The organism is Providencia sp. PROV033, assembly GCF_028484855.1.
Classification (GTDB): Bacteria; Pseudomonadota; Gammaproteobacteria; order Enterobacterales; family Enterobacteriaceae; genus Providencia; species Providencia alcalifaciens.
The window spans coordinates 1-23,196 of record NZ_JAMPSW010000063.1; the positions used below are offsets into that span (position 1 = coordinate 1).

Annotated in this window: 23 protein-coding genes; 16 read left to right on the forward strand and 7 right to left on the reverse strand. The window is 42.4% G+C overall.

Translation table 11 applies throughout. The annotated features are described in order from the left end of the window. Positions 1-365, forward strand: a 365-nt coding sequence (locus PSF16_RS11740; RefSeq protein WP_442959249.1) for a LysE family translocator, incomplete at its 5' end; no start/stop codon positions are given. 66 nt (positions 366-431) lie between these two features. On the opposite strand, the gene murP is transcribed toward PSF16_RS11740, so the two are convergent. Together murP and murQ are read right to left on the reverse strand one after the other, a co-directional pair. Then, positions 432-1,901: a PTS N-acetylmuramic acid transporter subunit IIBC gene (gene murP, locus PSF16_RS11745; RefSeq protein ID WP_006663028.1), complete on the reverse strand. Its 1,470-nt coding sequence runs from the start codon at positions 1,899-1,901 to the stop codon at positions 432-434. 27 nt (positions 1,902-1,928) lie between these two features. Beyond that, entirely contained in the window at positions 1,929-2,840 is a 912-nt protein-coding gene (murQ, locus tag PSF16_RS11750; RefSeq protein ID WP_006659542.1) for an N-acetylmuramic acid 6-phosphate etherase, read from the reverse strand. A 251-nt stretch (positions 2,841-3,091) separates the two neighbouring features. Between murQ and PSF16_RS11755 the strand changes: the two genes are divergently transcribed. Continuing rightward, the gene (locus PSF16_RS11755) at positions 3,092-3,952 is read left to right on the forward strand and encodes a MurR/RpiR family transcriptional regulator (protein ID WP_006659541.1); all 861 of its coding nucleotides are present in this window, start codon (positions 3,092-3,094) and stop codon (positions 3,950-3,952) included. A 96-nt stretch (positions 3,953-4,048) separates the two neighbouring features. Beyond that, the gene (gene adiA / locus PSF16_RS11760; protein ID WP_181480512.1) at positions 4,049-6,319 is read left to right on the forward strand and encodes an arginine decarboxylase; all 2,271 of its coding nucleotides are present in this window, start codon (positions 4,049-4,051) and stop codon (positions 6,317-6,319) included. Positions 6,320-6,420: 101 nt separating this feature from the next. On the opposite strand, the gene PSF16_RS11765 is transcribed toward adiA, so the two are convergent. The 3 genes from PSF16_RS11765 to PSF16_RS11775 form a co-directional block, all read right to left on the reverse strand. Next, positions 6,421-7,143 (reverse strand): Lnb N-terminal periplasmic domain-containing protein, encoded by a 723-nt coding sequence (locus PSF16_RS11765; RefSeq protein ID WP_272689292.1) that lies wholly within the window; start codon positions 7,141-7,143, stop codon positions 6,421-6,423. After that, the gene (locus PSF16_RS11770; protein WP_224061698.1) at positions 7,140-8,336 is read right to left on the reverse strand and encodes a peptidase; all 1,197 of its coding nucleotides are present in this window, start codon (positions 8,334-8,336) and stop codon (positions 7,140-7,142) included. Before PSF16_RS11770 ends, PSF16_RS11765 begins: the two co-directional genes overlap by 4 nt. Positions 8,337-8,766: 430 nt before the next feature. Next, the gene (locus PSF16_RS11775; RefSeq protein ID WP_036959717.1) at positions 8,767-10,701 is read right to left on the reverse strand and encodes an ABC transporter ATP-binding protein; all 1,935 of its coding nucleotides are present in this window, start codon (positions 10,699-10,701) and stop codon (positions 8,767-8,769) included. 151 nt (positions 10,702-10,852) lie between these two features. Here PSF16_RS11775 and kefG point away from each other — a divergent pair, with 151 nt between their 5' ends. The 5 genes from kefG to PSF16_RS11800 all read left to right on the forward strand — a co-directional run bounded on the left by kefG (position 10,853) and on the right by PSF16_RS11800 (position 15,707). Further along, complete coding sequence (kefG, locus tag PSF16_RS11780) at positions 10,853-11,413, forward strand: glutathione-regulated potassium-efflux system ancillary protein KefG (RefSeq protein ID WP_006659536.1); 561 nt, start codon at positions 10,853-10,855, stop codon at positions 11,411-11,413. Then, positions 11,406-13,214 (forward strand): glutathione-regulated potassium-efflux system protein KefB, encoded by a 1,809-nt coding sequence (gene kefB, locus PSF16_RS11785; protein ID WP_272689293.1) that lies wholly within the window; start codon positions 11,406-11,408, stop codon positions 13,212-13,214. Before kefG ends, kefB begins: the two co-directional genes overlap by 8 nt. 9 nt (positions 13,215-13,223) lie before the next feature. Continuing rightward, entirely contained in the window at positions 13,224-13,427 is a 204-nt protein-coding gene (locus PSF16_RS11790) for a YheV family putative zinc ribbon protein (protein WP_006659534.1), read from the forward strand. Positions 13,428-13,513: 86 nt separating this feature from the next. Further along, positions 13,514-14,119 (forward strand): peptidylprolyl isomerase, encoded by a 606-nt coding sequence (slyD, locus tag PSF16_RS11795; RefSeq protein ID WP_006659533.1) that lies wholly within the window; start codon positions 13,514-13,516, stop codon positions 14,117-14,119. 247 nt (positions 14,120-14,366) lie between these two features. Continuing rightward, positions 14,367-15,707, forward strand: a complete 1,341-nt coding sequence (locus PSF16_RS11800) for an aryl-sulfate sulfotransferase (RefSeq protein WP_272689294.1) — start codon at positions 14,367-14,369, stop codon at positions 15,705-15,707. A gap of 4 nt (positions 15,708-15,711) precedes the next feature. On the opposite strand, the gene PSF16_RS11805 is transcribed toward PSF16_RS11800, so the two are convergent. After that, the gene (locus tag PSF16_RS11805) at positions 15,712-15,933 is read right to left on the reverse strand and encodes a SlyX family protein (protein WP_006659531.1); all 222 of its coding nucleotides are present in this window, start codon (positions 15,931-15,933) and stop codon (positions 15,712-15,714) included. 233 nt (positions 15,934-16,166) lie between these two features. On the opposite strand from PSF16_RS11805, the gene fkpA reads away from it, so the two are divergent. Then, positions 16,167-16,910, forward strand: a complete 744-nt coding sequence (gene fkpA / locus PSF16_RS11810) for an FKBP-type peptidyl-prolyl cis-trans isomerase (RefSeq protein ID WP_006659530.1) — start codon at positions 16,167-16,169, stop codon at positions 16,908-16,910. A 72-nt stretch (positions 16,911-16,982) separates the two neighbouring features. Here the strand turns inward: fkpA and PSF16_RS11815 are convergent, their stop codons facing one another. Next, entirely contained in the window at positions 16,983-17,666 is a 684-nt protein-coding gene (locus PSF16_RS11815) for a kinase (protein ID WP_272689295.1), read from the reverse strand. Positions 17,667-17,995: 329 nt separating this feature from the next. On the opposite strand from PSF16_RS11815, the gene PSF16_RS11820 reads away from it, so the two are divergent. From PSF16_RS11820 to fusA, 7 genes are all read left to right on the forward strand, one after another. Then, positions 17,996-18,700, forward strand: a complete 705-nt coding sequence (locus PSF16_RS11820) for a helix-turn-helix transcriptional regulator (RefSeq protein WP_006659527.1) — start codon at positions 17,996-17,998, stop codon at positions 18,698-18,700. After that, positions 18,697-19,101 carry a sulfurtransferase complex subunit TusD gene (gene tusD, locus PSF16_RS11825; RefSeq protein ID WP_036959723.1) on the forward strand — a complete coding sequence of 135 codons (405 nt, stop codon included), beginning with the start codon at positions 18,697-18,699 and terminating at the stop codon, positions 19,099-19,101. The genes PSF16_RS11820 and tusD overlap by 4 nt, the downstream gene beginning before the upstream one ends. A gap of 40 nt (positions 19,102-19,141) precedes the next feature. Next, positions 19,142-19,501: a sulfurtransferase complex subunit TusC gene (gene tusC / locus PSF16_RS11830; protein ID WP_036977910.1), complete on the forward strand. Its 360-nt coding sequence runs from the start codon at positions 19,142-19,144 to the stop codon at positions 19,499-19,501. Positions 19,502-19,540: 39 nt separating this feature from the next. Further along, the gene (gene tusB / locus PSF16_RS11835) at positions 19,541-19,828 is read left to right on the forward strand and encodes a sulfurtransferase complex subunit TusB (RefSeq protein WP_006659524.1); all 288 of its coding nucleotides are present in this window, start codon (positions 19,541-19,543) and stop codon (positions 19,826-19,828) included. Positions 19,829-19,962: 134 nt separating this feature from the next. Then, the gene (gene rpsL / locus PSF16_RS11840) at positions 19,963-20,337 is read left to right on the forward strand and encodes a 30S ribosomal protein S12 (RefSeq protein ID WP_004265905.1); all 375 of its coding nucleotides are present in this window, start codon (positions 19,963-19,965) and stop codon (positions 20,335-20,337) included. Between the two features lie 97 nt (positions 20,338-20,434). Then, entirely contained in the window at positions 20,435-20,905 is a 471-nt protein-coding gene (rpsG, locus tag PSF16_RS11845) for a 30S ribosomal protein S7 (protein WP_004262486.1), read from the forward strand. An 86-nt stretch (positions 20,906-20,991) separates the two neighbouring features. Then, a complete protein-coding gene (gene fusA / locus PSF16_RS11850) occupies positions 20,992-23,118 on the forward strand; it encodes an elongation factor G (RefSeq protein WP_006659523.1) in 2,127 nt (708 codons plus the stop codon). Positions 23,119-23,196 lie beyond the last annotated feature (78 nt).

Here is a 23,196-nt window from a genome sequence, read left to right on the forward strand (position 1 = left end):
TTTATTTATTATGGTTGGCATGGAAAACAGCGACTGCTAGCTATGAGCCGTTGAAAACAGATAGCAAAGCCTCTAAAAGTGTAACATGGTTCCAAGGCGGGTTATTGCAGTTCTTAAATCCGAAAGCGTGGATGATGGGATTAGGCGCAGTAGGCAGTTTTAGTCTGCCTGGTGAGCTATTTACTCAATCCATTATCTTGATGAGCATCGCTTTTGTGGCGGTGAACTTAACGGCAGGCTTGATCTGGATGGGATTTGGTTCTTTGATTGGTGTCTTCTTACGTAGCCGACGTGCATGGTTTATTTTCAATTTGGTCATGGGGATATTAACTGCCGCTTGTGTGCCATTAATTTGGCTGGAGTAATCCATTTCCAATAAATAAAAAAGGCACGTTAAGTGCCTTTTTTTATCGTTCAATTCAAATCATCATCTAATCTAAATCGACATTTTTACTACCAAACAGGTAGGTGAAAATGAATCCACACAGATACGAAACTAAGACACCGCCAGCATACACAGCCATGGCTGGAAGCACGCCTTGGTCAGAGGTCATCAGTGGAATCGCAATTAATCCGGAAGGTCCGAACACCGTATTTAAACCAACAGGTAAGCCCATCCAGGCTACGGCACCAATAAAGAACCCACCGGCAGCACCACCTAAACAGGCCGTCACAAACGGTTTTACTCGCGGTAGCGTGACACCATAGATCAATGGTTCACCGATTCCTAAGAAGCCTGGGAATAACGCTCCACCAATTTGGCTACGCGTCACGGAGCCTTTTTTCGCTTTTACATACAAGGCTAATGCTGCGCCGACTTGACCCGCTCCAGCCATTGCTAAGATTGGAAATAGTGAGTTAAAGCCTTGGGCTTCGACTAATGCCACATACACAGGAATAAAACCTTGGTGGACACCGAACATGACCGCAATTAAGAACAAGCCTGCTAATACCGCGGTTCCTATCGGGTTACCATTTAAGTGCATGAACAGCCAAGACATTCCTTCGAAGAGCCATACGCCGATAGGCATGATGAAAACAAAGGTAGCAGCCCCAACGATGAGCAGTGTAATGGTCGAGGTTAAAATAATATCTAAGCTTGCAGGAATAATTTTACGAACTTGTTTTTCGACCCAAGCACCGAAAATACAGGCAATCAGGATACCGATAATGTTACCTCTAGGGTCGATATACCAACCAAAGAAGTCTGTCATACCAGAATAGAAGCCTTTAGTGGCAGCCGGATCGTAGCCTAAAATAAACAGTGCTGCGATAATCGCCCCGTTCACACCACTTCCGCCAAAGGCTTTTTGTGCGTTATAACCGATTAGCAGTCCCATAAAGGTGAATAGACCTTTACCAAACACGCTCATATAGGCAATTAAGCTTTTTAGATGGTCCAGCTGAGTTGAATCCGCAGGGAATAAATTTTGGTTTGCTGACAATAATGTTAGCAATGACGCTAATCCCATTAACAGACCTGCGCCGATAAAGCCTGGAATTAATGGGGTAAAAATGGTCGCGAACTTAGATAAAAACCGATGGACTGCACTGGTTTGTTTCTTCTTAAGTTGCTGTTTATTCGCAGAGGCGATCTCTTTCAGATCTTGCGTCGCCGACGCATCGTGAAGCTCATCGGCTTCGCCGCTCTCTAGCATCTGCTTCATCAGATCTGCGGCTGCTTGAGCTTTACCAGGACCAAGAACAACTTGTAGTTGGTCATCACTTTCAATCACGCCAAGTACACCTGCAATTTGTTTGATTGCCGCTTTATCCACGAATTGGTCATCATGTAATGTGAGTCGCAAGCGGGTCATGCAGTTGCCGCATTGCTTGATATTACGACCGCCACCTACGTGTTGCAGGATCTGCTGTATCATTTCATTGGTTATTTTAGCCATACTGTTTCTCTCATAAATATCCGTTGATTAGACGGATTTTGCGATGTTGAGGGCAGTGCGAATAAAGCCATGGTTTTTAGCGAGTAATTGACGAGCTTCATCGGCATTTAAACCCGATAAAATCATCAAAATCGCTGTCTTACAGTGTCTATCACATTGTTGTAATGCAGATTCTGCGGTCTGGCGGTCACATTCAGTTGCTTCCATCACAATCTTGGTTTGGCGTTCGATAAGTTTGGCATTCGTCGCTTCGACATCGACCATCAAGTTACCAAACACCTTGCCGATGCGGATCATCGCTCCGGTGGTGATCATATTTAGAATGAGTTTTTGAGCCGTTCCTGCTTTCATTCGTGAAGAGCCTGTGACAACTTCAGCGCCAACAATAGGGGTAATGGCAATGTCGGCGGCTTGAGAGACAGGGCTGTCAGGGTTACAGCTAATCGCCGCGACGGTAGCACCTAAGGCGCGAGCGTATTTCATGGCACCCAGTACATAGGGAGTACGCCCACTCGCCGCGATCCCAACGAGAACATCGTTTTGATTAAAATTGATATTTTTTAAATCCTGTTCACCGAGTTCGGGTTTGTCTTCTGCATTTTCAACGGCACGAAAGATGGCTTGGTGACCACCGGCAATCAGCCCAATCACTTGTTCATGTGGGGTTCCATAGGTAGGAGGACATTCACTGGCATCGAGGATCCCTAAGCGTCCTGATGTGCCCGCACCGGAATAGATTAAGCGACCACCACGTTGGAAGGCATCGGCAACCTTATCGACCAATTGTGCAATTTGCGGTAAGGTTTTTTCCACAGCCAAAGGGACTTTTTTATCTTCATTGTTAATCACTTGAAGCATTTCAAGAGTAGACAATTGGTCAATGTGGGTGCTGGCTTCATTGCGACTTTCCGTGACCATCTTGCTTAAATCAATCGACATAGTAATAACTCCTTAAACGTATCATGAGGGGTATGCTATGGAATTATTTATTCCTTTGATGTGATGGCTATCACGGTGCAATCTATTCTCTCTTGCCAAAATAAGCGAATAATCTTGGTTGCTTATTACTCGATAAAATAATAATTATTTGAATTTAAATAATTAATTTTCAAGCATTGAGTTTTTATTGCAGGAATAATTTATTTGTAAATTTATTCTGTAGATAAAGGTTTACCTTCTTGAGGGCTATTATGACGTTACTTGATACCATCACGTACCTATTACCACGACTCGCGGAAAATCAACGTAAAATTGCGCAATTTATCTTAGAAAGTCCTGAAAAAGTGCTGAAACTGTCCTCTTCGCAATTGGCAGAACAGCTTGGAATCAGTCAATCCGCTATTGTGAAGTTTAGTCAAAAGTTAGGCGTAAAGGGGTATCCCGCGCTGAAACTGGCATTGAGTGAAATTATTGGTCGCCAGCAGCTCGATATAGGAGAACCCCATAGTGCGTTGCATAACCGAATTACTCAAACGGATAGCTTGATGGTGGTCGCCCAGAAGCTGGCATTAGAGAAAAATTATTCCATCACCGAAACAACTAAACGCCTTGATTTTAAACAGTTTGAAAAAATCATTCAGCGCATAGACAGTGCGCAGCGTGTGCAAATTGTCGGGATTGGAGGCTCAGGTCTCACCGCGAAAGATTTAAGCTATAAGCTCCAGAAGATTGGAATTACGACACTGGTGGAGCCTGATCACCATGTTCAAATTGCCGCGGCATTAACGTTAACGCCACAAGATGTACAAATTGTCATTTCCTTTTCTGGAAAGCGTAAAGATATGCTCACTGCCGCCAATATTGGACATCAAAATGGGGCTTGTGTTATTGCGATTACGCGCTCGAAAGATTCTCCTCTAGCGCAAATGTCGGATTATATGTTGGAAAGCGTGGCGGAAGAGAATGAATGGCGGAGCTCTTCTATCTCTTCAAGAACGGCACAAAATACCCTTACCGATTTGTTGTTCATGGCATTGCTACAAAAACGGGAAGATAAAGCGAAAGCCTTGGTGATGAATGCAAAAGTGATGATAAATAAACTTGATGAATAACGATTAATGCCTCGATAACTTTGCAAAATAACTTTATCTGCGTTAAGACTAAAGGAGATATTATTTCGCTTAAAATAATTAATTGAGGGAGAGTCCATGAGGGCGTTGATCGTTTATACCGAGCTAACAGATGAAGATTCTGTGATCAGCCATGCGGTAGCACGGCTGGCAAGTGAACTGAATGACGAGCATGTAGAAACGGTCATTATTCGTGATTTCGAGGATGGTCTTGCCTATATCCGCTCAAATACCAGTATTGACTGCTTGCTTTATGGGCGAGATATGTCTGATAAGGAAGAGCAAGCGCAAGCCCATCGGCTAATTACCCAGCTTCATCGTCGTCAAGAAGATGTGCCTGTTTTTCTCTTGAGTGATCGTGAAGAAGCTTTAGTGGCTTTTGACCGAAAAATGATGGAGCAAGTGGATGAGTTTGCGTGGATTTTAGAAGACTCAGCCGACTTTATTGCTGGGCGAGTTCTCGCCGCAATTATTCGCTACCGCGCTCAATTACTCCCGCCATTAATGAAAAGCCTAATTAAATACAGTGATGTGCATGAACATTCATGGGCTGCGCCAGGGCACCAAGGCGGAGTCGGCTTTACGAAAACGCCAGCGGGGCGTATTTATCATGATTTCTTTGGTGAAAACTTATTCCGTACGGACATTGGTATTGAGCGGGTTGCCGTGGGATCACTTCTTGATCACACCGGCGCATTCGGTGAATGCGAAAAAAATGCCGCACGAATTTTTGGCGCAGACCAGTCTTACTCTGTGGTGGTGGGCACATCAGGCTCGAACCGTACAATTATGCAGGCATGCATGACGGATGAGGATGTCGTGGTTATTGACCGTAACTGCCATAAATCCATTGAGCAAGGTTTGATTTTGACGGGAGCAAAACCTGTTTATATGGTTCCAAGCCGTAACCGCTATGGCATTATTGGACCAATTTACCCAACCGAAATGTCTCCTGAAGCTATCCAAGAAAAAATCGCTAACAACCCGTTCACCGCGGATAAACTGGGCAAAAAACCTGCTTATAGCGTAGTGACAAACTGTACTTATGATGGCGTTTGCTACAACGCACGCAAAGTCCAGAATTTACTGGATAAATCTCTCGATAGGATTCATTTTGATGAGGCATGGTATGGCTATGCCCGATTTAATCCCATTTACCGTGACCATTTTGCGATGCGTGATGAAGAACGTAAGGATGACGATCCAACGATTTTTGCGACTCACTCGACCCATAAATTACTGAATGCGCTTTCGCAAGCATCGTTTATTCATGTCAGAAATGGGCGTAATGCCATTGATTTTAATCGCTTTAACCAAGCGTATCATATGCATGCAACTACCTCTCCACTGTACGCTATCTGTGCTTCTAACGACATTGCCGCGGATATGATGGATGGAAATAGTGGGCGCTCATTAACTGACGAAGTGATTCGTGAAGCCATCGACTTCCGTCAATCACTGGGTTATCTCTACAAAGAGTTTCAAAATGATGGGGAGTGGTTTTTCAAGCCGTGGAATCAGGAAACCGTGAAGGACCCTGCAACAGGTGAACGTTACGATTTTGAGTTCGCGCCTGTTGAGCTTTTGATGAAAGAGCAAAGCTGCTGGGTGATGAATCCGGAAGATACATGGCATGGATTCAAAAATATCCCTGCTGATTGGGCGATGCTTGACCCTATAAAAGTGAGTATTCTGGCGCCGGGTATGGGGGATGATGGTAAATTACTGGATTCTGGTGTACCCGCAGCCTTGGTCACAGCATGGCTAAATCACTACGGTATTGTGCCAACGCGCACCACAGATTTTCAAATTATGTTTCTGTTTTCTATGGGGATCACCAAAGGTAAGTGGGGAACATTGGTCAATGCATTGCTCTCTTTTAAACGCCACTATGATGCTAATACTCAGTTAAAAAAAGTGTTGCCGGAAGTGGTAGAAGTCGCACCTGATATTTATGGTGATATGGGGTTACGTGATTTGGGCAATAAAATGTTTGCGTATTTGCAACGTAATAACCCTGGCAGTCAGCTTAATCAAGCCTACTCGGAGTTACCGAATGTCATGATGAGCCCCCGTGATGCGTATCAACAGATTGTTGCTAACCGTGTTGAAGCCGTACCGTTAGACAAACTGGCTGGACGTATTGCGGCAAACTCGATTATTCCTTACCCGCCGGGGATCCCAATGTTGTTATCGGGCGAAAGCTTTGGAGAAACCGACAGTCCACATATTGGCTATTTGCGTAGTTTACAAGCGTGGGATAGCGAATTTCCGGGTTTCGAGCATGAAACGGAAGGCACAGAAAAAATTAATGGCGAATACCATGTGATGTGCGTGAAAGCTCGATAGTGAGAATGTAATTAAATTTAGGGGTTAATACCGAAAATAGATCCTTATCAGGGATTAGCTAAGGATCTATTGTGTCTTTCTGGCGGTTACTATGAGCGGAATTAACGCCTAATCTGGTGTGAGAATGTGTGGTTAACTAATGGAATGATAGGAATTTTTTGTTTATTAAAATAATCGTTATCTTCAATAAAGCCTAATTGATGGCAATATTGTGAAGCATAGCCACTGACTAAAAGTTTCCAATTGAATTTAAAGTCTGGATAAGTTTTTTTTGCGATTTTATAAATACTGGTTGTGCAGTTATTCCACATAGAATGATATTTTTCATCATTTTCTTTCAATGAATTGATTTTATCCATGTAATTGATAAACAATTCAGTAATAAGTGGTTTATCTAAATTTAAGGGATAAATATAGACTTGCTCATTGCGTAAATTAACCCGCGTACCAATCAAATCCTGCTCATCCGCGACCACATAGATAATATCGTAGTGATAGAAAAAACCTTTCCAAACCGAAAATTGCTGATGTGATTTTCGCCGTGTTTCAATGGAAAAAGAGACATAGTCTCCATTGGAAAAACCAAAACTCAAAAAAACATGGGCAATCATTTTACCAGACCAATGTGACTGTACTAAATCGACACTTTGCAGATCAGACAAGTTGTAATGTTTGGTACCCCATATGTATTCGTTTTTATCTGTGAATTGAAACGAACGAAAATTGTGGATGGCAACCTCTGAAGTATCACGGTTAAAATCCATAGAGGATTTATAGCGATACTCTGTTCTCCACTCGTCTTTAGGAAGTAAATTACTCATCATCGCATTTTCAATAGAACGGACATGGCTCGGGAGTAATCTAAAACAATCCCCGGTGTCCACGTCATTATACTTGCATGTTTTCTGAGCTGGGACATGACCCAAAGTTCAGGGCTAAAGAGTAATTTAAGTAGCAACATGAAGCCGCCTTTTTTCTCAGTAAAATATCCTTCAGTACTTTTTATTAGCGCTAAAGAGACAACGGTTGAGCAATTACGGTTAGTTAAATTGTAGGTCGTGTCTTTGCTGTATTCACGCCAAAAGGCATCCAGTTTTTCTTTACTGATCCCTTCAATGGTTAATTTGAAATTAGACGGCGGCGCAATTTTCATTTCATCAAGATAACTGATTTGAAAAACGCCAGTGTCATTGTTTTCTTCCGTGGATTTTAATATCTGTAAGAATTGCGCCGTATCGCGGTCAATATCTTTCTCTGGGTAGTGGCTGATATAAATCTCATCGAGTTCAAAGGCGACATGCCCTGTACTAATGACCCCCTGAGAATTGCGGGAGACAATGTAGCGCTGGATAATTTTAAAAAATAACGGTAGTTGCCCTGTGGTTGTCCAAACATGTAGGGTGCCGGATTCTCTGTCTGAAGATGAGTGATTACGTACAAAAGTTATTTGATCCACATCATCGGATATCCGGCTACTGACGACAAAATAGTACACAAAGAATGAGTCTAGGGAGAAGATCATAATCAGCGTACCGACATCCCAATAGACTTGGCGGGATGAATAGTCAAAAGACCATGGAATAAAATTCCATAAGCCAAGTAAGAACTCAATAATGGATACGGTAAACATCAGTTTCCAGCGCTGAAACTTTAAAACCACGCTGTTGGACATTTTCCAGATAGCGCTGACCATCAGATATAAGCCAGTAATAAAGCCAGAAAGAACGGTTTCCCAAGCATGTATTTTGGAAAACAAGACAATGTAGACCATAAGCAGCAGCACTAGCCCACGGCTGATTCGTAATCCTCGAGTGGCACCTTGGCAATATGCTGAGCAAACAAAGGAGCGAATGGCTTCCAATAAAATTGGAATACATAGAAAAATCATGTACTCATGGGGATCTGCAAAAAAAGGTAATAAGAAAAAGCAGGCGCCAATAAACACACCAAAGAGTGTTAATGCGAGAATAAACCAAAAATATTTTTTTGCTGTGTTTCTGCCATAGAGCATTGTCATTATATAAATCATGCTGTACCAACCATAGAATCTAGATAAGTGCTAATGCCTTATCTTTATAGGTTTTTATTTTTTAATTTGTCGGATAGGCTTCATTATAATGGGGATATTACAGTGACAAAATAGATGCTCACTGAAGTGTTTTACTATGATTTTAATCTATTGAAGAATAAGTGTTATTTTTAATATTACACTTTCTTTGATTGGTTTTAACTGCTTAAAGTTAATGATATGTTAATATTTAAATCTATTAATTACACCTCAAATCTTCAGATTATTTTTTAAAAAGACTATAAATAAGATTTTTATGTGTAATTTAAATTTTTAAAGGTTTTGCACTAATTAAGAATATCTAATTTGGTCTTATTGTAAAAATAGCCCTTATTAATATGACCTTAATAAGGGCTTATTCATTGAAATAAATTACCGATTAACCTGCTTCAAACTCATTGGTCATGGTTTCTAGCTGTTCTTGTAAATCCATCCACTCCATTTCAACGTCTTCGAGTGCGGATTTTTGTTCTGTCTGTTTCTTCAAACAGTCAGTGAGTTCCGCTTTTTTATCTTGCTCATAAATGGCTGCGTCAGATAATTTTGCCTCTAATTCTGCCAAGGAAATCGAATACTTTTCCATTTTCTTTTCCAATTCCGTCATTTTTTTACGGATGGGTTGAGTCAGTTGACGGAACTCGGCTTCTCGGCGTTTTTGGTCTTTTCTATCTTGAGCCGTGACAGTTGAGGTACTGGCTGGTTTTTCTTTATCAAGCAGTTCTCGTGCTTGCTGCAATTCCATTTTGTTTTGTTCGGCTAACCATTGTTGGTAATCTTCAAGGTCGCCATCAAATTGCTCAACTTTTCCGCCATGAACCAGATACAGCTCGTCGGTTGTGGTGCGCAGTAAGTGTCTATCATGGGAAACCACCACTAAGGCCCCTTCGAAAGCCATTAATGCTTCAGTCAGTGCTTGGCGCATGTCCAAGTCTAAATGGTTGGTTGGCTCATCGAGTAACAGTAAATTAGGGCGTTGCCAGACAATCAGCGCTAATACTAGGCGAGCTTTTTCACCACCGGAAAATCGCCCACTAGGATCAGTCACTTGGTCGCCTTTAAAGCCAAACCCTCCTAAATAGTCACGTAACTGTTGTTCCGTTTGCTCTGGCGCTAAGCGGGCAAGATGCTGCAACGGGGATTCATCAGCGTGCAAATATTCTAATTGGTGCTGGGCGAAATACCCCAGTTTAATGCCCTTGGCGAGGGAAATTTCACCGTGCAATGGGGGTAAATCTCCCGCTAACATTTTGATTAATGTTGATTTACCTGCACCATTTCGCCCAAGTAAACCAATGCGTGAGCCGGGGACTAAATTCAATTTAATGGATTCTAATACCACTTTTTCACCGTAACCAGCACTGACTTTTTCCATTTTTAATAATGGGTTAGGTAAGCTTTCTGGTTTGCGGAATGAAAAATGGAATGGGTTATCCACATGTGCAGGGGCAACCATCTCCATACGCTCAAGCATTTTAATACGGCTTTGAGCTTGCTTCGCTTTCGTTGCTTGTACTCTGAAGCGGTCAATGTAGCTTTGTAAGTGAGCGGCTTTGGCTTGTTGGCTCTCATACAGAGCCTGTTGTTGTGCCAATTTAGTGGCACGTTGACGCTCGAAAGAGGAGTAGTTACCCGTGTATTCGAACATCGTTTCTTGTTCGATATGCAGCACTTTATCGATAATAGGATCGAGGAAGTCCCTATCATGGGAAATCAAGATCAGTGTGCCTGAGTAGCTCTTAAGCCATTTTTCCAGCCAAATGACGGCATCTAAGTCTAAGTGGTTCGTTGGTTCATCGAGCAACAATAAATCAGAACGGCACAATAGGGCTTGCGCTAAGTTCAAGCGCATACGCCAGCCACCCGAAAAGGATTTTACTGGGGACTGTAGTTGTGCCTGACTAAAGCCTAAACCATGTAGTAGGCTGGCCGCACGGGATTGAATCGTCCATGCATCAATGGCATCTAACTGTCCGTGAACCACGGCAATGGCATGACCATCATTTTTTTCATTCGCTTGCTGGAGTTTTTGTTCTAGGGCACGAAATTCGCGATCGCCATCAATCACATACTCAATACAAGGCACATCAAGGGCTGGGGTTTCTTGATTAACCCATGCCATTGACCAATTGCTTGGAAAGGTTGCTGATCCTGCTTCTGCTTGTAATTCACCTTTTAGCAGTGCCAGCAATGTGGATTTTCCGCAGCCGTTTTTACCCACTAATCCGACTTTCTGTCCCGGATTGATAGTCGCAGTTGCATTGTCCAGCAGAACACGTACACCTCGGCGAATTTGTAATGAAGAGAAAACAATCATAGAAACCGTCTATTGAAAATATGTTAAATTATTGAGTTAGATATATTCGAATAAAAAAGTTATTACTGAAATATATTCAGCTTAAAATACATTTAGCAGGCTGCATGGTAACGGAAAATTATCCGCCTGACACGCCTTTGAGGAGGGAAAGATGTCAAATTCGCTAAAAGTACTGGTGGTCTACGCTCACCCAGACCCCCATGAGTCAGTTGCTAATCGTCTGTTATTAGATGCGGTGCGTGATTTTGATAATGTCACTATCCATGATTTATATGCAACATACCCCGATTATTTTATTGATGTCACCGCAGAACAAAAGCGACTTTGTCAGCATGATGTCATCGTATTTCAGCATCCTCTCTATACTTATAGTTGCCCCGCTTTATTAAAAGAGTGGTTTGACCAAGTGCTGACTCGCCGGTTTGCCACAGACCAAGGTTATCAAAAGTTAAAAGGCAAATATTGGCGTTCGATTATTACGACAGGGGAGCCAGAAGAGTCTTACCAGCATGGCGGTTATAATCGCTATCCGTTATCCGAAATTCTTCGCCCATTTGAATTGACTGCGTTGATGTGTGATATGCAGTGGCTAGAACCGAGTATCATTTATTCTGCCCGTCGACTAAGCAAACAACAATTACAGCAAGCAGTTGAAGAATATAAACAATGGATGAAGCAGCCCCTCAATATGGGAGATATTTCAAATGGATGAGTTGAATCTATTTGAATCGGTGATCATATTTTTATGCGCCGGTGTTGTGATGGTGCCAATTGCCCAAAAAATCCGATTGGGTGCGGTGTTAGGGTATTTACTCGCTGGGATCATCATTGGTCCTTTTGTGTTGGGTTTTATCCGCAATGTGAATGATATTCTGCATTTCTCTGAGTTAGGTGTTGTCTTCTTAATGTTTTTGATAGGACTCGAGCTGAAGCCATCTAAATTATGGGAACTGCGTCGGTCAATTTTTGGTGTGGGAACCATCCAAGTGGTTGTCACTGCGGTGCTAATGGCAGGGGTGCTCATTCTGGCACAATTTTCTTGGCAGGCTGCGGTAGTCGGTGGCTTGGGCATGGCGATGTCCTCGACGGCGATGGTGCTGCAATTGATGAACGAAAAAGGGATGTCTAATCAAGAAAGTGGGCAGCTTGGTTTTTCCGTTTTACTGTTCCAAGATATGGCCGTTATCCCCATTATGGCGTTGATTCCGTTATTAGCCGGTGATACGGGGAGCAGCGATTGGTACAAAATTGGTTTGAAAGTGGTAGCGTTTGTAGGGCTGTGGGTTGTCGGTCGCTATTTATTACGTCCACTATTTAGACTAGCCGCCAAATCGGGGGTGCACGAGATTTTCACGGCAGCCGCGCTGTTAGTGGTATTAGGTTCGGCACTGATTATGGAAAGCCTAGGGTTCTCAATGGCTTTGGGAACATTTATGGCTGGAGTGATGCTGGCGGAAACAGAATTCCGTCATGAACTAGAGATTAATATCGAGCCGTTTAAAGGATTATTGTTAGGGCTGTTTTTTATCTCTGTTGGTATGTCTCTGAATCTACAAGTGTTGTGGACTTACCTTCCACAAGTCTTGATCGCTGTTGTAGTATTAGTCGCGGTGAAAGCACTGGTGTTGTATGCGCTAGGGTTTGTGGCTCGCTTACGTAATGGTGCTCGCGCACAGTTTTCTGGGGTACTGAGCCAAGGTGGGGAGTTTGCCTTCGTGATTTATGCCACCGCGTTTGGCGCGAGTGTTATTGATGAACGTCAAATGGACCTCTTGTTGGTTGTGGTGACTTTGTCGATGATGACAACGCCACTTGTGATGCAGCTGATAGATGCGTATCTCAACCGCCGTTATAATCAGCAAGCGACATCGACAGAAAAACCGTTTGTGGAAGATACTAATCCTCACGTTATTTTAGTGGGATTTGGGCGCATGGGGCAGGTGGTTGGTCGTTTGTTGATGGCGAATAAAGTGAACATTACGGTGCTTGAACAAGATGTCACGGCAATTAGCACGATGCGCCGCTATGGATATACCGTTTATTATGGGGATGCGCGTGAGCTGCAACTTCTTCGTTCGGCAGGCGCGGATAAAGCGAAATCGATTGTGATCACCAGCAATGTGCCTGAGGAAGTGATGGAAATTGTGCGTATTTGCCAAGAAAATTTCCCTAACTTGCATATTATTGCACGAGCTAAAGGGCGTTTAGAGGTACACGAATTATTGCACAGTGGCGTGACGGATTTCAGCCGTGAAACCTTCTCAAGTGCGCTGGAAATGGGCAGTAAGGCGCTAGTTAGTACCGGTATGCACCCTCATAAAGCTTATCGAGCTAAGCAACATTTCCGCAGACTCGATATGCGTATGTTACGCGATATCATTCCTGAAAATGAAAACAGCGACAGCGGGCAAATCTCACGCATTAAAGAGGCGCGGCGTGAACTTAACGAACTTTTCGAAAAAGAGATGCAAAGAGAAAATCGCCAACCGCATAGCTGGAATAACGAACAGTAAGGTAGAAAAATGGCAGCAACACGTAAGCGTTTTATTGCTGGGGCAACTTGCCCTAAATGCAAGTCTCAAGACACCTTAATGATGTGGCGAGAAGACAAAATTGATGTGGTTGAATGTGTGAGCTGTGGGGATCAACAGCGCCAAACCGAAGGTGATGCCACTGAGCATGTGAGAAAGCAAGAACAAGTTATTGGGATTTTTACCCCAGAATAAGAGAATTTTGTCAATTCTCAATACAGCACAATTGTTTTCCGGTACAATTGGCAAAAATTTTTCCCTTACGGGTCGTAGGAGATGTCATGAAAGTAGCAAAAGACTTGGTTGTAAGCCTCGCTTACCAAGTAAGAACAGAAGACGGTGTTTTAGTTGATGAGTCCCCGGCAAACGCGCCAATGGATTATCTGCATGGCCGTGGATCTTTAATTTCTGGTCTGGAAAAAGCATTAGAAGGTCGTGAAGTTGGCGAACATTTCGATGTTGAAGTCGCTTCAGACGATGCATATGGTCAATACGATGACAACTTAGTTCAACGCGTACCAAAAGATGTATTCATGGGCGTTGACGAGCTGGAAGTGGGTATGCGTTTCTTAGCGGATACTGATATGGGTCCAGTTCCTGTTGAAATCACTGGCATCGAAGGCGATGAAGTTATCGTCGACGGTAACCATATGTTAGCAGGTCAAAACCTGAAATTTAATGTTGAAGTCATGGCTATCCGTGAAGCAACAGAAGAAGAAATCGCACATGGTCACGTCCATGGTGCTGATGGTCACGACCATGACCATGATCACGAAGGTGGTTGCTGTGGCGGTGGCGGTCATAGCCACGGTTCAGAAGGCGGTTGCTGTGGTGGTGGCGAAGGTCAAGGCCACGGACACAAGCATGGTGGCTGTGGTTGCCACTAATCTCTAAAAAAGAGATTCAATAAAAAGTGAATTCGCTTTTTATTTCGAAAGTAGGCTCAACATTTTTATGTTGGGCTTTTTTTTACTCAACATTCAGTCTCAAGTATTCACTGTTATTAAATTTAATAATTACTGAAATTTATTGTAAATCAGTTGGTTATTTTTCTAACTTATAATTCCCATGATTTTTATCGAGATTAATTTCTTTGTTTATCTCGTGTCATTGTCTCAATTATCGAGGAAAATCATGATGGGAATGCCCTCTATTTACCCTACAAAAACAACCATTTATAAACCAGATAAAGCCTGGAATGGTTATACATTATTTTCAGTGGCTAATAAGGGCGCTGTGCTTATTGATATGAATGGCAATGAAGTTCATGTTTGGCAGGACAGTAATGGAGTGCCTTGTAAAATGTTACCTCGAGGCAATCTGCTGAGTTATGAATGGTCAAAAGAAGGTGATAAATATCGCGAATATACTCGGTTGGTCCAGCGGGATTGGGACAATAACGAAGTTTGGTCATTTGATCGTGTCGAATTATTGACGGATGATGCTGGGGAGCAATATTGGTCTGCAAGAGCCCATCATGATTTTCAACGGGAAGGAAACCCCGTCGGGTATTATACGCCTGACTTGATATCTCCTATCTATGAAGGAAAAACATTATTACTTTGCCATCGAAATATTCAAAATCCTCAAATATCAGATAAGCCATTACTGGATGACGTCTTTGTTGAGGTTAATTGGCAGGGAAATATTGTATGGACTTGGGCGCTCAGTGATCACTTTTCAGAGCTCGGTTTTTCTGAAACCGCAAAGAATGTCTTTTATCGTAACCCTAATCTCATATCTGATGGTGTGGGGGATTATTTACATATCAATAGCCTATCTCGGCTTGGTCCCAACAAACACTATGATAATGGCAATACTGATTTTCATCCTGAGAATATAATATGGAGCTCTCGGGAAGCGAATATTATTGGAATTACCAGCCGTGAAACAAGAAAGATTGTATGGCAAATTGGACCTGATTATACCCATGATAATGTTAAACATTTAGGGGGGATTATTGGTCAACATCATGCCCATCTTATTCCTCAAGGGTTACCGGGTGCGGGGAATATTTTACTGTTTGATAATGGCTGGCAAGCAGGCTATGGGCAAGCAACGCCAACCTCGCTTTATGGATTAAAAAATGCGGGTCGTGACTATTCTCGAGTCTTGGAGATAGACCCGATCAGTTTAGATATTGTTTGGCAGCATTCTGCAAATGAGCAGGGATTTAAAATGCCGACGAATCGTTTTCGATTTTTTAGTCCGCATGTTAGCAGCGCACAACGACTCCTCAATGGTAATACATTGATTACAGAGGGCGCGGATGGACGAATTATTGAAGTTACTAAGGAAAATAAAATTGCTTGGGAATATATTTCCCCCTATACCGATGAACAATACGCTTGGGATAACATGATTTATCGGGCTTATCGAGTTCCCTATGAATGGGTACCTCAATTGGATAAGCCCGAAGAGGTGGCCTTGCCTGATATTGATATCTCCCAATTTCATATCAGGGGGAAAAGTTGAGAGACTAATAATGGGGAGGGGGAGTCTCTTCTTCAGGACGCGCTAGGTGAGATGATTGCGACGCTTTCAATCTTTCCGCAACGATACGCAAATGTTCCTGCATTTTTGACAGCTGCATTTGTTGTTCTGTGATCACTTGGTTGAGCTGTTCAATGGTCAATTCTTGAAAGGCAACTTTGCTTTCCAAAAGTTCTAAACGCTGTTCAAAATTGTTTGATGAATCCATTTTAGGATCTCCTTATGGGTTCTCACCATGAAAAAAACATCATAATAACCGAACATTACAAATCAACAGATAAGTTTTATTTAAAGGTGTAGGCGTTGAAACCTCTTTTTGTTAATGTGGTCTAAGATATTCTTATATTTATTGTGTTAACTGACAGCTTGTTTTTTAAGATAAGGAACAGCTATCAATAAAAATGAGCGTAATAGCTCGAATAATAGCTATCGGAGATTAGGATGAAATCACTGTTTAAGGCAAGTCTATTAGCAACAACATTAGCATTCGCTTTCACTGCACCACAAGTTATGGCAGAAGAAGCAAAAACACAAGCAAGCGCGTTTAAAAATGCAGAAGAGCGTAACGCGTATGCATTAGGTGCCTCTTTAGGTCGCTATATGCAAAACTCTTTAGAAGAGCAAAAATCTATTGGCATTAATCTGGACAAAGCCCAATTATTAGCTGGTGTGCAAGATGCATTCAGCGGCAAAAGTAAAATGACAGATGCGCAAGTTGAAGAAACGTTACGCCAATTCGAAGGCCAAGTGAAAAAAGCGGCTGAAGATAAAATCAAAGCTGAATCTGCTGCTAACGTGAAGAAAGGCGAAGAGTATCGCGAGAAGTTTGCGAAAGAAAAAGGTGTCGTGAAAACTAAGTCTGGTCTGTTGTACAAAATTGAAAAAGACGGTACAGGCGCAAAACCTAAAGAAGACGAAACAGTGGTCGTGCACTATAAAGGTTCTCTGGTTGATGGAACAGAATTCGATAGCTCTTATTCACGTAATGAACCACTGACTATCCCATTGAATTCAGTCATTAAAGGTTGGACAGAAGGTTTAGCTAACCTGAAGAAAGGCGGCAAAATGACATTAGTTATCCCGCCAGAATTAGCGTATGGTGAAAACGGTGTTCCAGGTATTCCTGCGAACTCAACGTTGATCTTTGATGTTGAATTATTAGATATCAAACCAGCTGCTAAATAATGTTTGAGTGAGCGCTACATCATGTAGCGCTCTTCGTATAAGGGAATAAATGACGACCTAAAAAAGCGTTGTTTAATCGACCCAGCCTCTTAAAGATAGTTCGATATCATACGTATCCGCGATTACTGCAAGATTTTCATGAAATTCATCACTGGCTATTGATTGTTTACGGTGATTTTTTTTGTAAAAAACCATATCAGAATCAATTAGGTACAGGTTTTTATCTGAACCTTCCTTTACATTACCTTCCGAGTCTATGTCGTACATGACCCTGTCTTTTGAATTCATAAATTCAACAACTTTTTTACCTGTCACGGAATGACCTTGAATAAATTTAGACACTAAAACATGTTCACCATTACTTAGGTTGGCTTCTCGTGAGTAATCAGAATCATTGAATTCATTGGTAATTCGAGAGGTTCGAGCACAATTAGAATTAGAACCTTGAAAGGAATCTTCAGTTAACGCTATTTTTATGACATATGACCCTAATTTGTAGGCTCGACCATAATTGCCTTCACCGATTAATGCTCCATAGGTAGAAATGTACTCTTTACTGTGGTTTTTTAATGCGTTGGCAAAAGTATCAATATCTTTGTTTGTATCTTGGTTTATATAGGAAAAGTAGAGTTGATTGTAAGTGTTTGAAACGGAGGCTAGGCTATGAGTGAGACCTTTTTGAAACTGTTCGACTAAGTAAGTTGACGTTTTTTGCAGGATATCTAGCATGCGAGTATGCGCATTTATCATTGGCATTATTCATGTCCATATCTAATATTGCTAAGACTTTGAAGGCTATTACTTAAACTCCGTAACATCTATTATAAAACGCGGTTAATATAAACACAGCCATTCGGCTCTTGTGTAGCGATTGATTTACGTAAAGATTGTGATAAAACATACTCTCTTGCATTCATTCGCTTGACGGCAACGCCTCGGAGTTTTAACTTCAATAGATTCGTTTTTATTTTTAATCATCACATCCGTTGACTATGTACAACAGAATGAAGGCAAATGAGTCGAATAATGAATGCCTCATTGGTTGACTGGATGAATTTTATACACTTTAGAAGGATGACGTTGAAATGTCTGATGCATTACAATCCCAAGACCTCAGTGATATTAATATTCTAGATAACCAGCCGTTTACTGAGACTGACCACGAAATTTTGAAATCATATGAAGCTGCGGTTGACGGGCTCGCTATGCTAATTGGTGCGCATTGTGAAATTGTTCTTCATTCTCTAGAAGATCTAAAATGTTCAGCAGTGAGAATAGCTAATGGTCAGCATACAGGGCGTAAGATTGGCTCGCCTATTACTGACTTAGCGTTAAGAATGCTCCATGACATGGCCGATGCAGAATCAAATGTATCCAAAGCGTATTTTACGAAAGCTAAAAGCGGTGATCTAATGAAATCCGTGACGATTGCGATTCGTAACCGTAAGCAGCGTGTTATTGGTTTACTGTGCATTAATATGAACTTAGATGTGCCATTCTCAGAAATTATTAAATCATTTGTTCCTGAAGAAAAACAAGAAGTGACTTCAGATGTAAACTTCGCATCTTCTGTTGATGACCTAGTTGCTCAAACATTGGAATACACCATTGAAGAAGTCAGTAATGACCGTAATGTTTCGAACAATGCGAAAAACAAGCAAGTGGTTCTGAATCTATACGAGAAAGGAATCTTCGATATTAAAGATGCAATCAATCAGGTTGCTGACCGTCTGAACATTTCGAAGCACACCGTCTATTTATATATACGCCAATTTAAGAGTGGTGAATGAGTAAAGCAAACCCGCTAACATATTGTTTGTTAGTGACAGGCCCTGCATATGGTACTTCGCAATCAGCGAGTGCCTATCAATTTGCCAATGCTCTTCTTGAAGAAGGGCATATATTGAAGTGCATTTTCTTTTATCAAGATGGCGTTCTTAACGGCAACACCTTGACTTCTCCCGCGACTGATGAATTTGATTTAATCAAAGCATGGCGTAAACTTGCACAAGAATCTGGGTGTGAAATGAACATTTGTGTTGCTGCGAGTCTGCGCCGTGGTATTACCGACGAAGAGCAAGCACAAGCATTGTCATTACCAGCCTATAACTTATCTGAAGGTTTTGTCATGAGCGGCTTAGGCAGTTTAGCTGAGGCGATGTTGACAACAGACCGAACTATTCAGTTTTAAGTCTGAACACCATGAACAGCACAACGATATAAGGTATTTTGTGAAAAAGATTGCGTTTGTTTTTACGACGATGCCTCATGGCAGTGCCAGTGGACGAGAAGGGCTGGATGCATTATTGGCAACTTCAGCATTGACTGAGGATATTAACGTATTCTTTATTTCGGATGGTGTATGTCAACTACTTGCGCACCAGCAACCCAAAGAAATTTTGGCTCGAGACTATATCGCGACATTCAAAGTCCTACCATTGTATGATATTGAAAATATTTACCTGTGTTCTGAATCATTACAGGAAAGAGGGATTAGCCAGCAGAATGATTGGGTTGTCACTCCTGAATTTTTAACGCCACAACAAATTCAAGCATACTTATCTGCTTGCGACGTCGTGCTTAAATTTTGATCTTGCGTTCAATTTTTGATCTGTAGTAGGATCCCGCCTATGTTATACACCTTAGCCACTTCTCCATTTAAAAGCGATTTTTCCGCAATGCTGCGGTTAGTCACAAATGAAGACGCTATATTGTTGTTCCAAGATGGTGTTCTGGCTGGTATTTCGCGGTCTAAATATCTTCTTGAATTACAAAATAGCGGAGCTCAAATTTATGCCTTGGATGCAGATATTTACGCCCGAGGGCTGCAAAATCAGATCGCTGATGGCGTTTCTATCATCTCATACCAAGGTTTTGTAAAGCTAACTGAAGCTCATAAGCAACATTTTGCCTTATAAAGTCACTAAAAGTTGTATATTTCTTGACACCCGAGCCAGTCGGCAATAAAATTTCGCGTCCTCGTGTATCGTCATGTTGGCGAACGAGGTCAAATCCGTGTTTACGAAGCAAAAAACCAGGAGCTTTTTTAATAATGGCAACTATTAATCAGCTGGTACGCAAATCTCGTAGCTCGAAGGTTGTTAAAAGCAACGTTCCAGCACTGGAAGCTTGCCCGCAAAAACGTGGCGTATGTACTCGTGTATATACTACCACTCCTAAAAAACCAAACTCAGCATTACGTAAAGTATGCCGTGTTCGTTTAACTAACGGTTTCGAAGTTTCTTCCTACATTGGTGGTGAAGGCCACAACTTGCAGGAACACTCCGTAATCCTGATCCGTGGCGGTCGTGTTAAAGACTTGCCAGGTGTGCGTTATCACACCGTTCGCGGCGCACTGGACTGTTCTGGTGTTAAAGACCGTAAGCAAGCTCGTTCTAAATACGGCGCGAAAAAACCTAAGGCTTAATGGATTTCCGTTAAGTAAGGCCAAACATTTTAATCTTAATGTCAAAATACTCTCGTAGAGTTTTGGACAAACCTGAATTAACAACGGAGTCATATCCATGCCACGTCGTCGCGTAATTGGTCAACGTAAAATTCTTCCAGATCCTAAGTTCGGATCAGAATTACTGGCCAAATTTGTAAATATCCTGATGGTAGACGGGAAAAAATCTACTGCTGAAGCAATCGTATACAACGCACTTGAAACCCTTGCTCAGCGTTCTGGTAAAACTGAACTTGATGCATTCGAATTAGCACTTGATAACGTGCGTCCGACTGTGGAAGTTAAATCCCGCCGTGTTGGTGGTTCAACTTACCAAGTTCCAGTTGAAGTTCGCCCGGTTCGTCGTAATGCCCTGGCAATGCGTTGGATCGTTGATGCTGCTCGTAAACGCGGTGATAAATCTATGGCGCTTCGCCTGGCAAACGAATTATCAGACGCTGCTGAGAACAAAGGTTCCGCTGTTAAGAAACGTGAAGACGTTCACCGTATGGCAGAAGCTAACAAGGCGTTCGCACACTACCGTTGGTAATCTCTTACCAATCTTAGTGATGTATCTCAGGGTAGCTTTCAGCTGCCCTTTATATGAAGAATTGAACGCCCACGAGAGAGGAAAAAATGGCCCGTCAAACGCCCATAGCACGTTATCGTAACATCGGTATCAGTGCACACATCGACGCCGGTAAAACCACAACTTCTGAACGTATTCTGTTCTATACTGGTGTAAACCATAAGATCGGTGAAACCCACGAAGGTTCTGCAACAATGGACTGGATGGAGCAAGAGCAAGAGCGTGGTATTACTATCACTTCCGCTGCGACTACTGCATTCTGGTCTGGTATGGCTAAACAGTATGAACCACACCGTATCAACATCATCGACACCCCGGGGCACGTTGACTTCACAATCGAAGTAGAACGTTCTATGCGTGTTCTTGATGGCGCAGTAATGGTTTACTGTGCAGTTGGTGGTGTTCAGCCACAGTCTGAAACCGTATGGCGTCAGGCTAACAAATATAAAGTTCCACGTATCGCGTTCGTTAACAAAATGGACCGTATGGGTGCGAACTTCTTACGTGTTGTTGAGCAATTAAAAACACGTTTAGCAGCTACTGCAGTTCCACTGCAATTACCAGTCGGCGCAGAAGAGTCGTTCACTGGTGTTGTTGACTTGCTGAAAATGAAAGCAATCAAATGGAACGACGAAGACCAAGGCGTTACCTTCGAATACGAAGATATCCCTGCGGACATGCAAGAGCTGGCTGAAGAGTGGCACAACAACCTGATCGAATCCGCTGCAGAAGCATCAGAAGAACTGATGGAAAAATATCTGGGCGGTGAAGAACTGACTGAAGCTGAAATCAAAGGCGCTTTACGTCAACGTGTTCTTGCAAGCGAAATTATCCTGGTTACCTGTGGTTCTGCATTTAAGAACAAAGGTGTTCAGGCGATGCTGGATGCGGTTGTGGATTACTTACCAGCTCCTACAGATGTGCCGGCAATTAACGGTGTTCTGGACGATGGTAAAGATACTCCAGCTGAACGTCATGCAAGTGACGAAGAGCCGTTCTCATCTTTAGCATTTAAAATTGCAACTGACCCATTCGTTGGTAACCTGACATTCTTCCGTGTTTACTCCGGTGTTGTTAACTCAGGTGATACCGTTCTGAACGCCGTTAAAGCGAAGAAAGAGCGTTTTGGTCGTATCGTACAGATGCACGCTAACAAGCGTGAAGAGATTAAAGAAGTTCGCGCTGGTGACATCGCGGCTGCTATCGGTCTGAAAGACGTAACTACAGGTGATACTTTATGTGCAGTTGATGCACCAATCATCCTGGAGCGTATGGAATTCCCAGAGCCAGTAATCTCTGTTGCAATCGAACCAAAAACTAAAGCTGACCAAGAAAAAATGGGTATCGCATTAGGCCGTCTGGCTCAAGAAGACCCATCATTCCGCGTATCAAGTGATGAAGAGACTAATCAGACTATCATCGCTGGTATGGGTGAATTACACTTGGACGTTCTGGTTGACCGTATGCGTCGTGAATTCAAAGTTGAAGCGAACGTTGGTAAACCACAAGTAGCTTACCGCGAAGCAATCACGACTAAAGTGACTGACATCGAAGGTAAACACGCGAAACAGTCTGGTGGTCGTGGTCAGTACGGTCATGTCGTTATCGATATGTACCCACTGGACAAGAAAGACAAAGATGGTCTGCCAATGGACTACGAATTTGTCAACGAAATCAAAGGTGGTGTAATCCCTACGGAATACATTCCTGCGGTTGACAAAGGTCTGCAAGAGCAGCTGAAATCTGGTCCATTAGCGGGTTATCCAGTAGTTAACATGGGTGTTCGTCTGCATTTCGGTTCTTACCATGATGTTGACTCCTCTGAATTGGCGTTTAAACTTGCGGCATCAATCGCATTTAAAGACGGCTTCAAAAAAGCGAAACCAGTTCTGCTTGAGCCAATCATGAAAGTTGAAGTGGAAACTCCAGAAGACTACATGGGCGATGTAATTGGTGACCTGAACCGTCGTCGTGGTATGATTGAAGGTATGGATGACTTACCTACTGGTAAAGTTGTTCGTGCACAAGTACCATTATCCGAAATGTTCGGTTATGCTACTGACCTGCGTTCTCAGACACAAGGTCGTGCTTCATACTCTATGGAGTTCCTGAAGTACAATGAAGCGCCAAACAACGTTGCACAAGCTGTAATTGAAGCTCGTAACGCTAGATAATCGATTTTTATCGATTTAACTACTTTAATTTAAGTTCCTTCTCATCGTGAAGAGGGAACTCCATAAGGAATAGAGTCG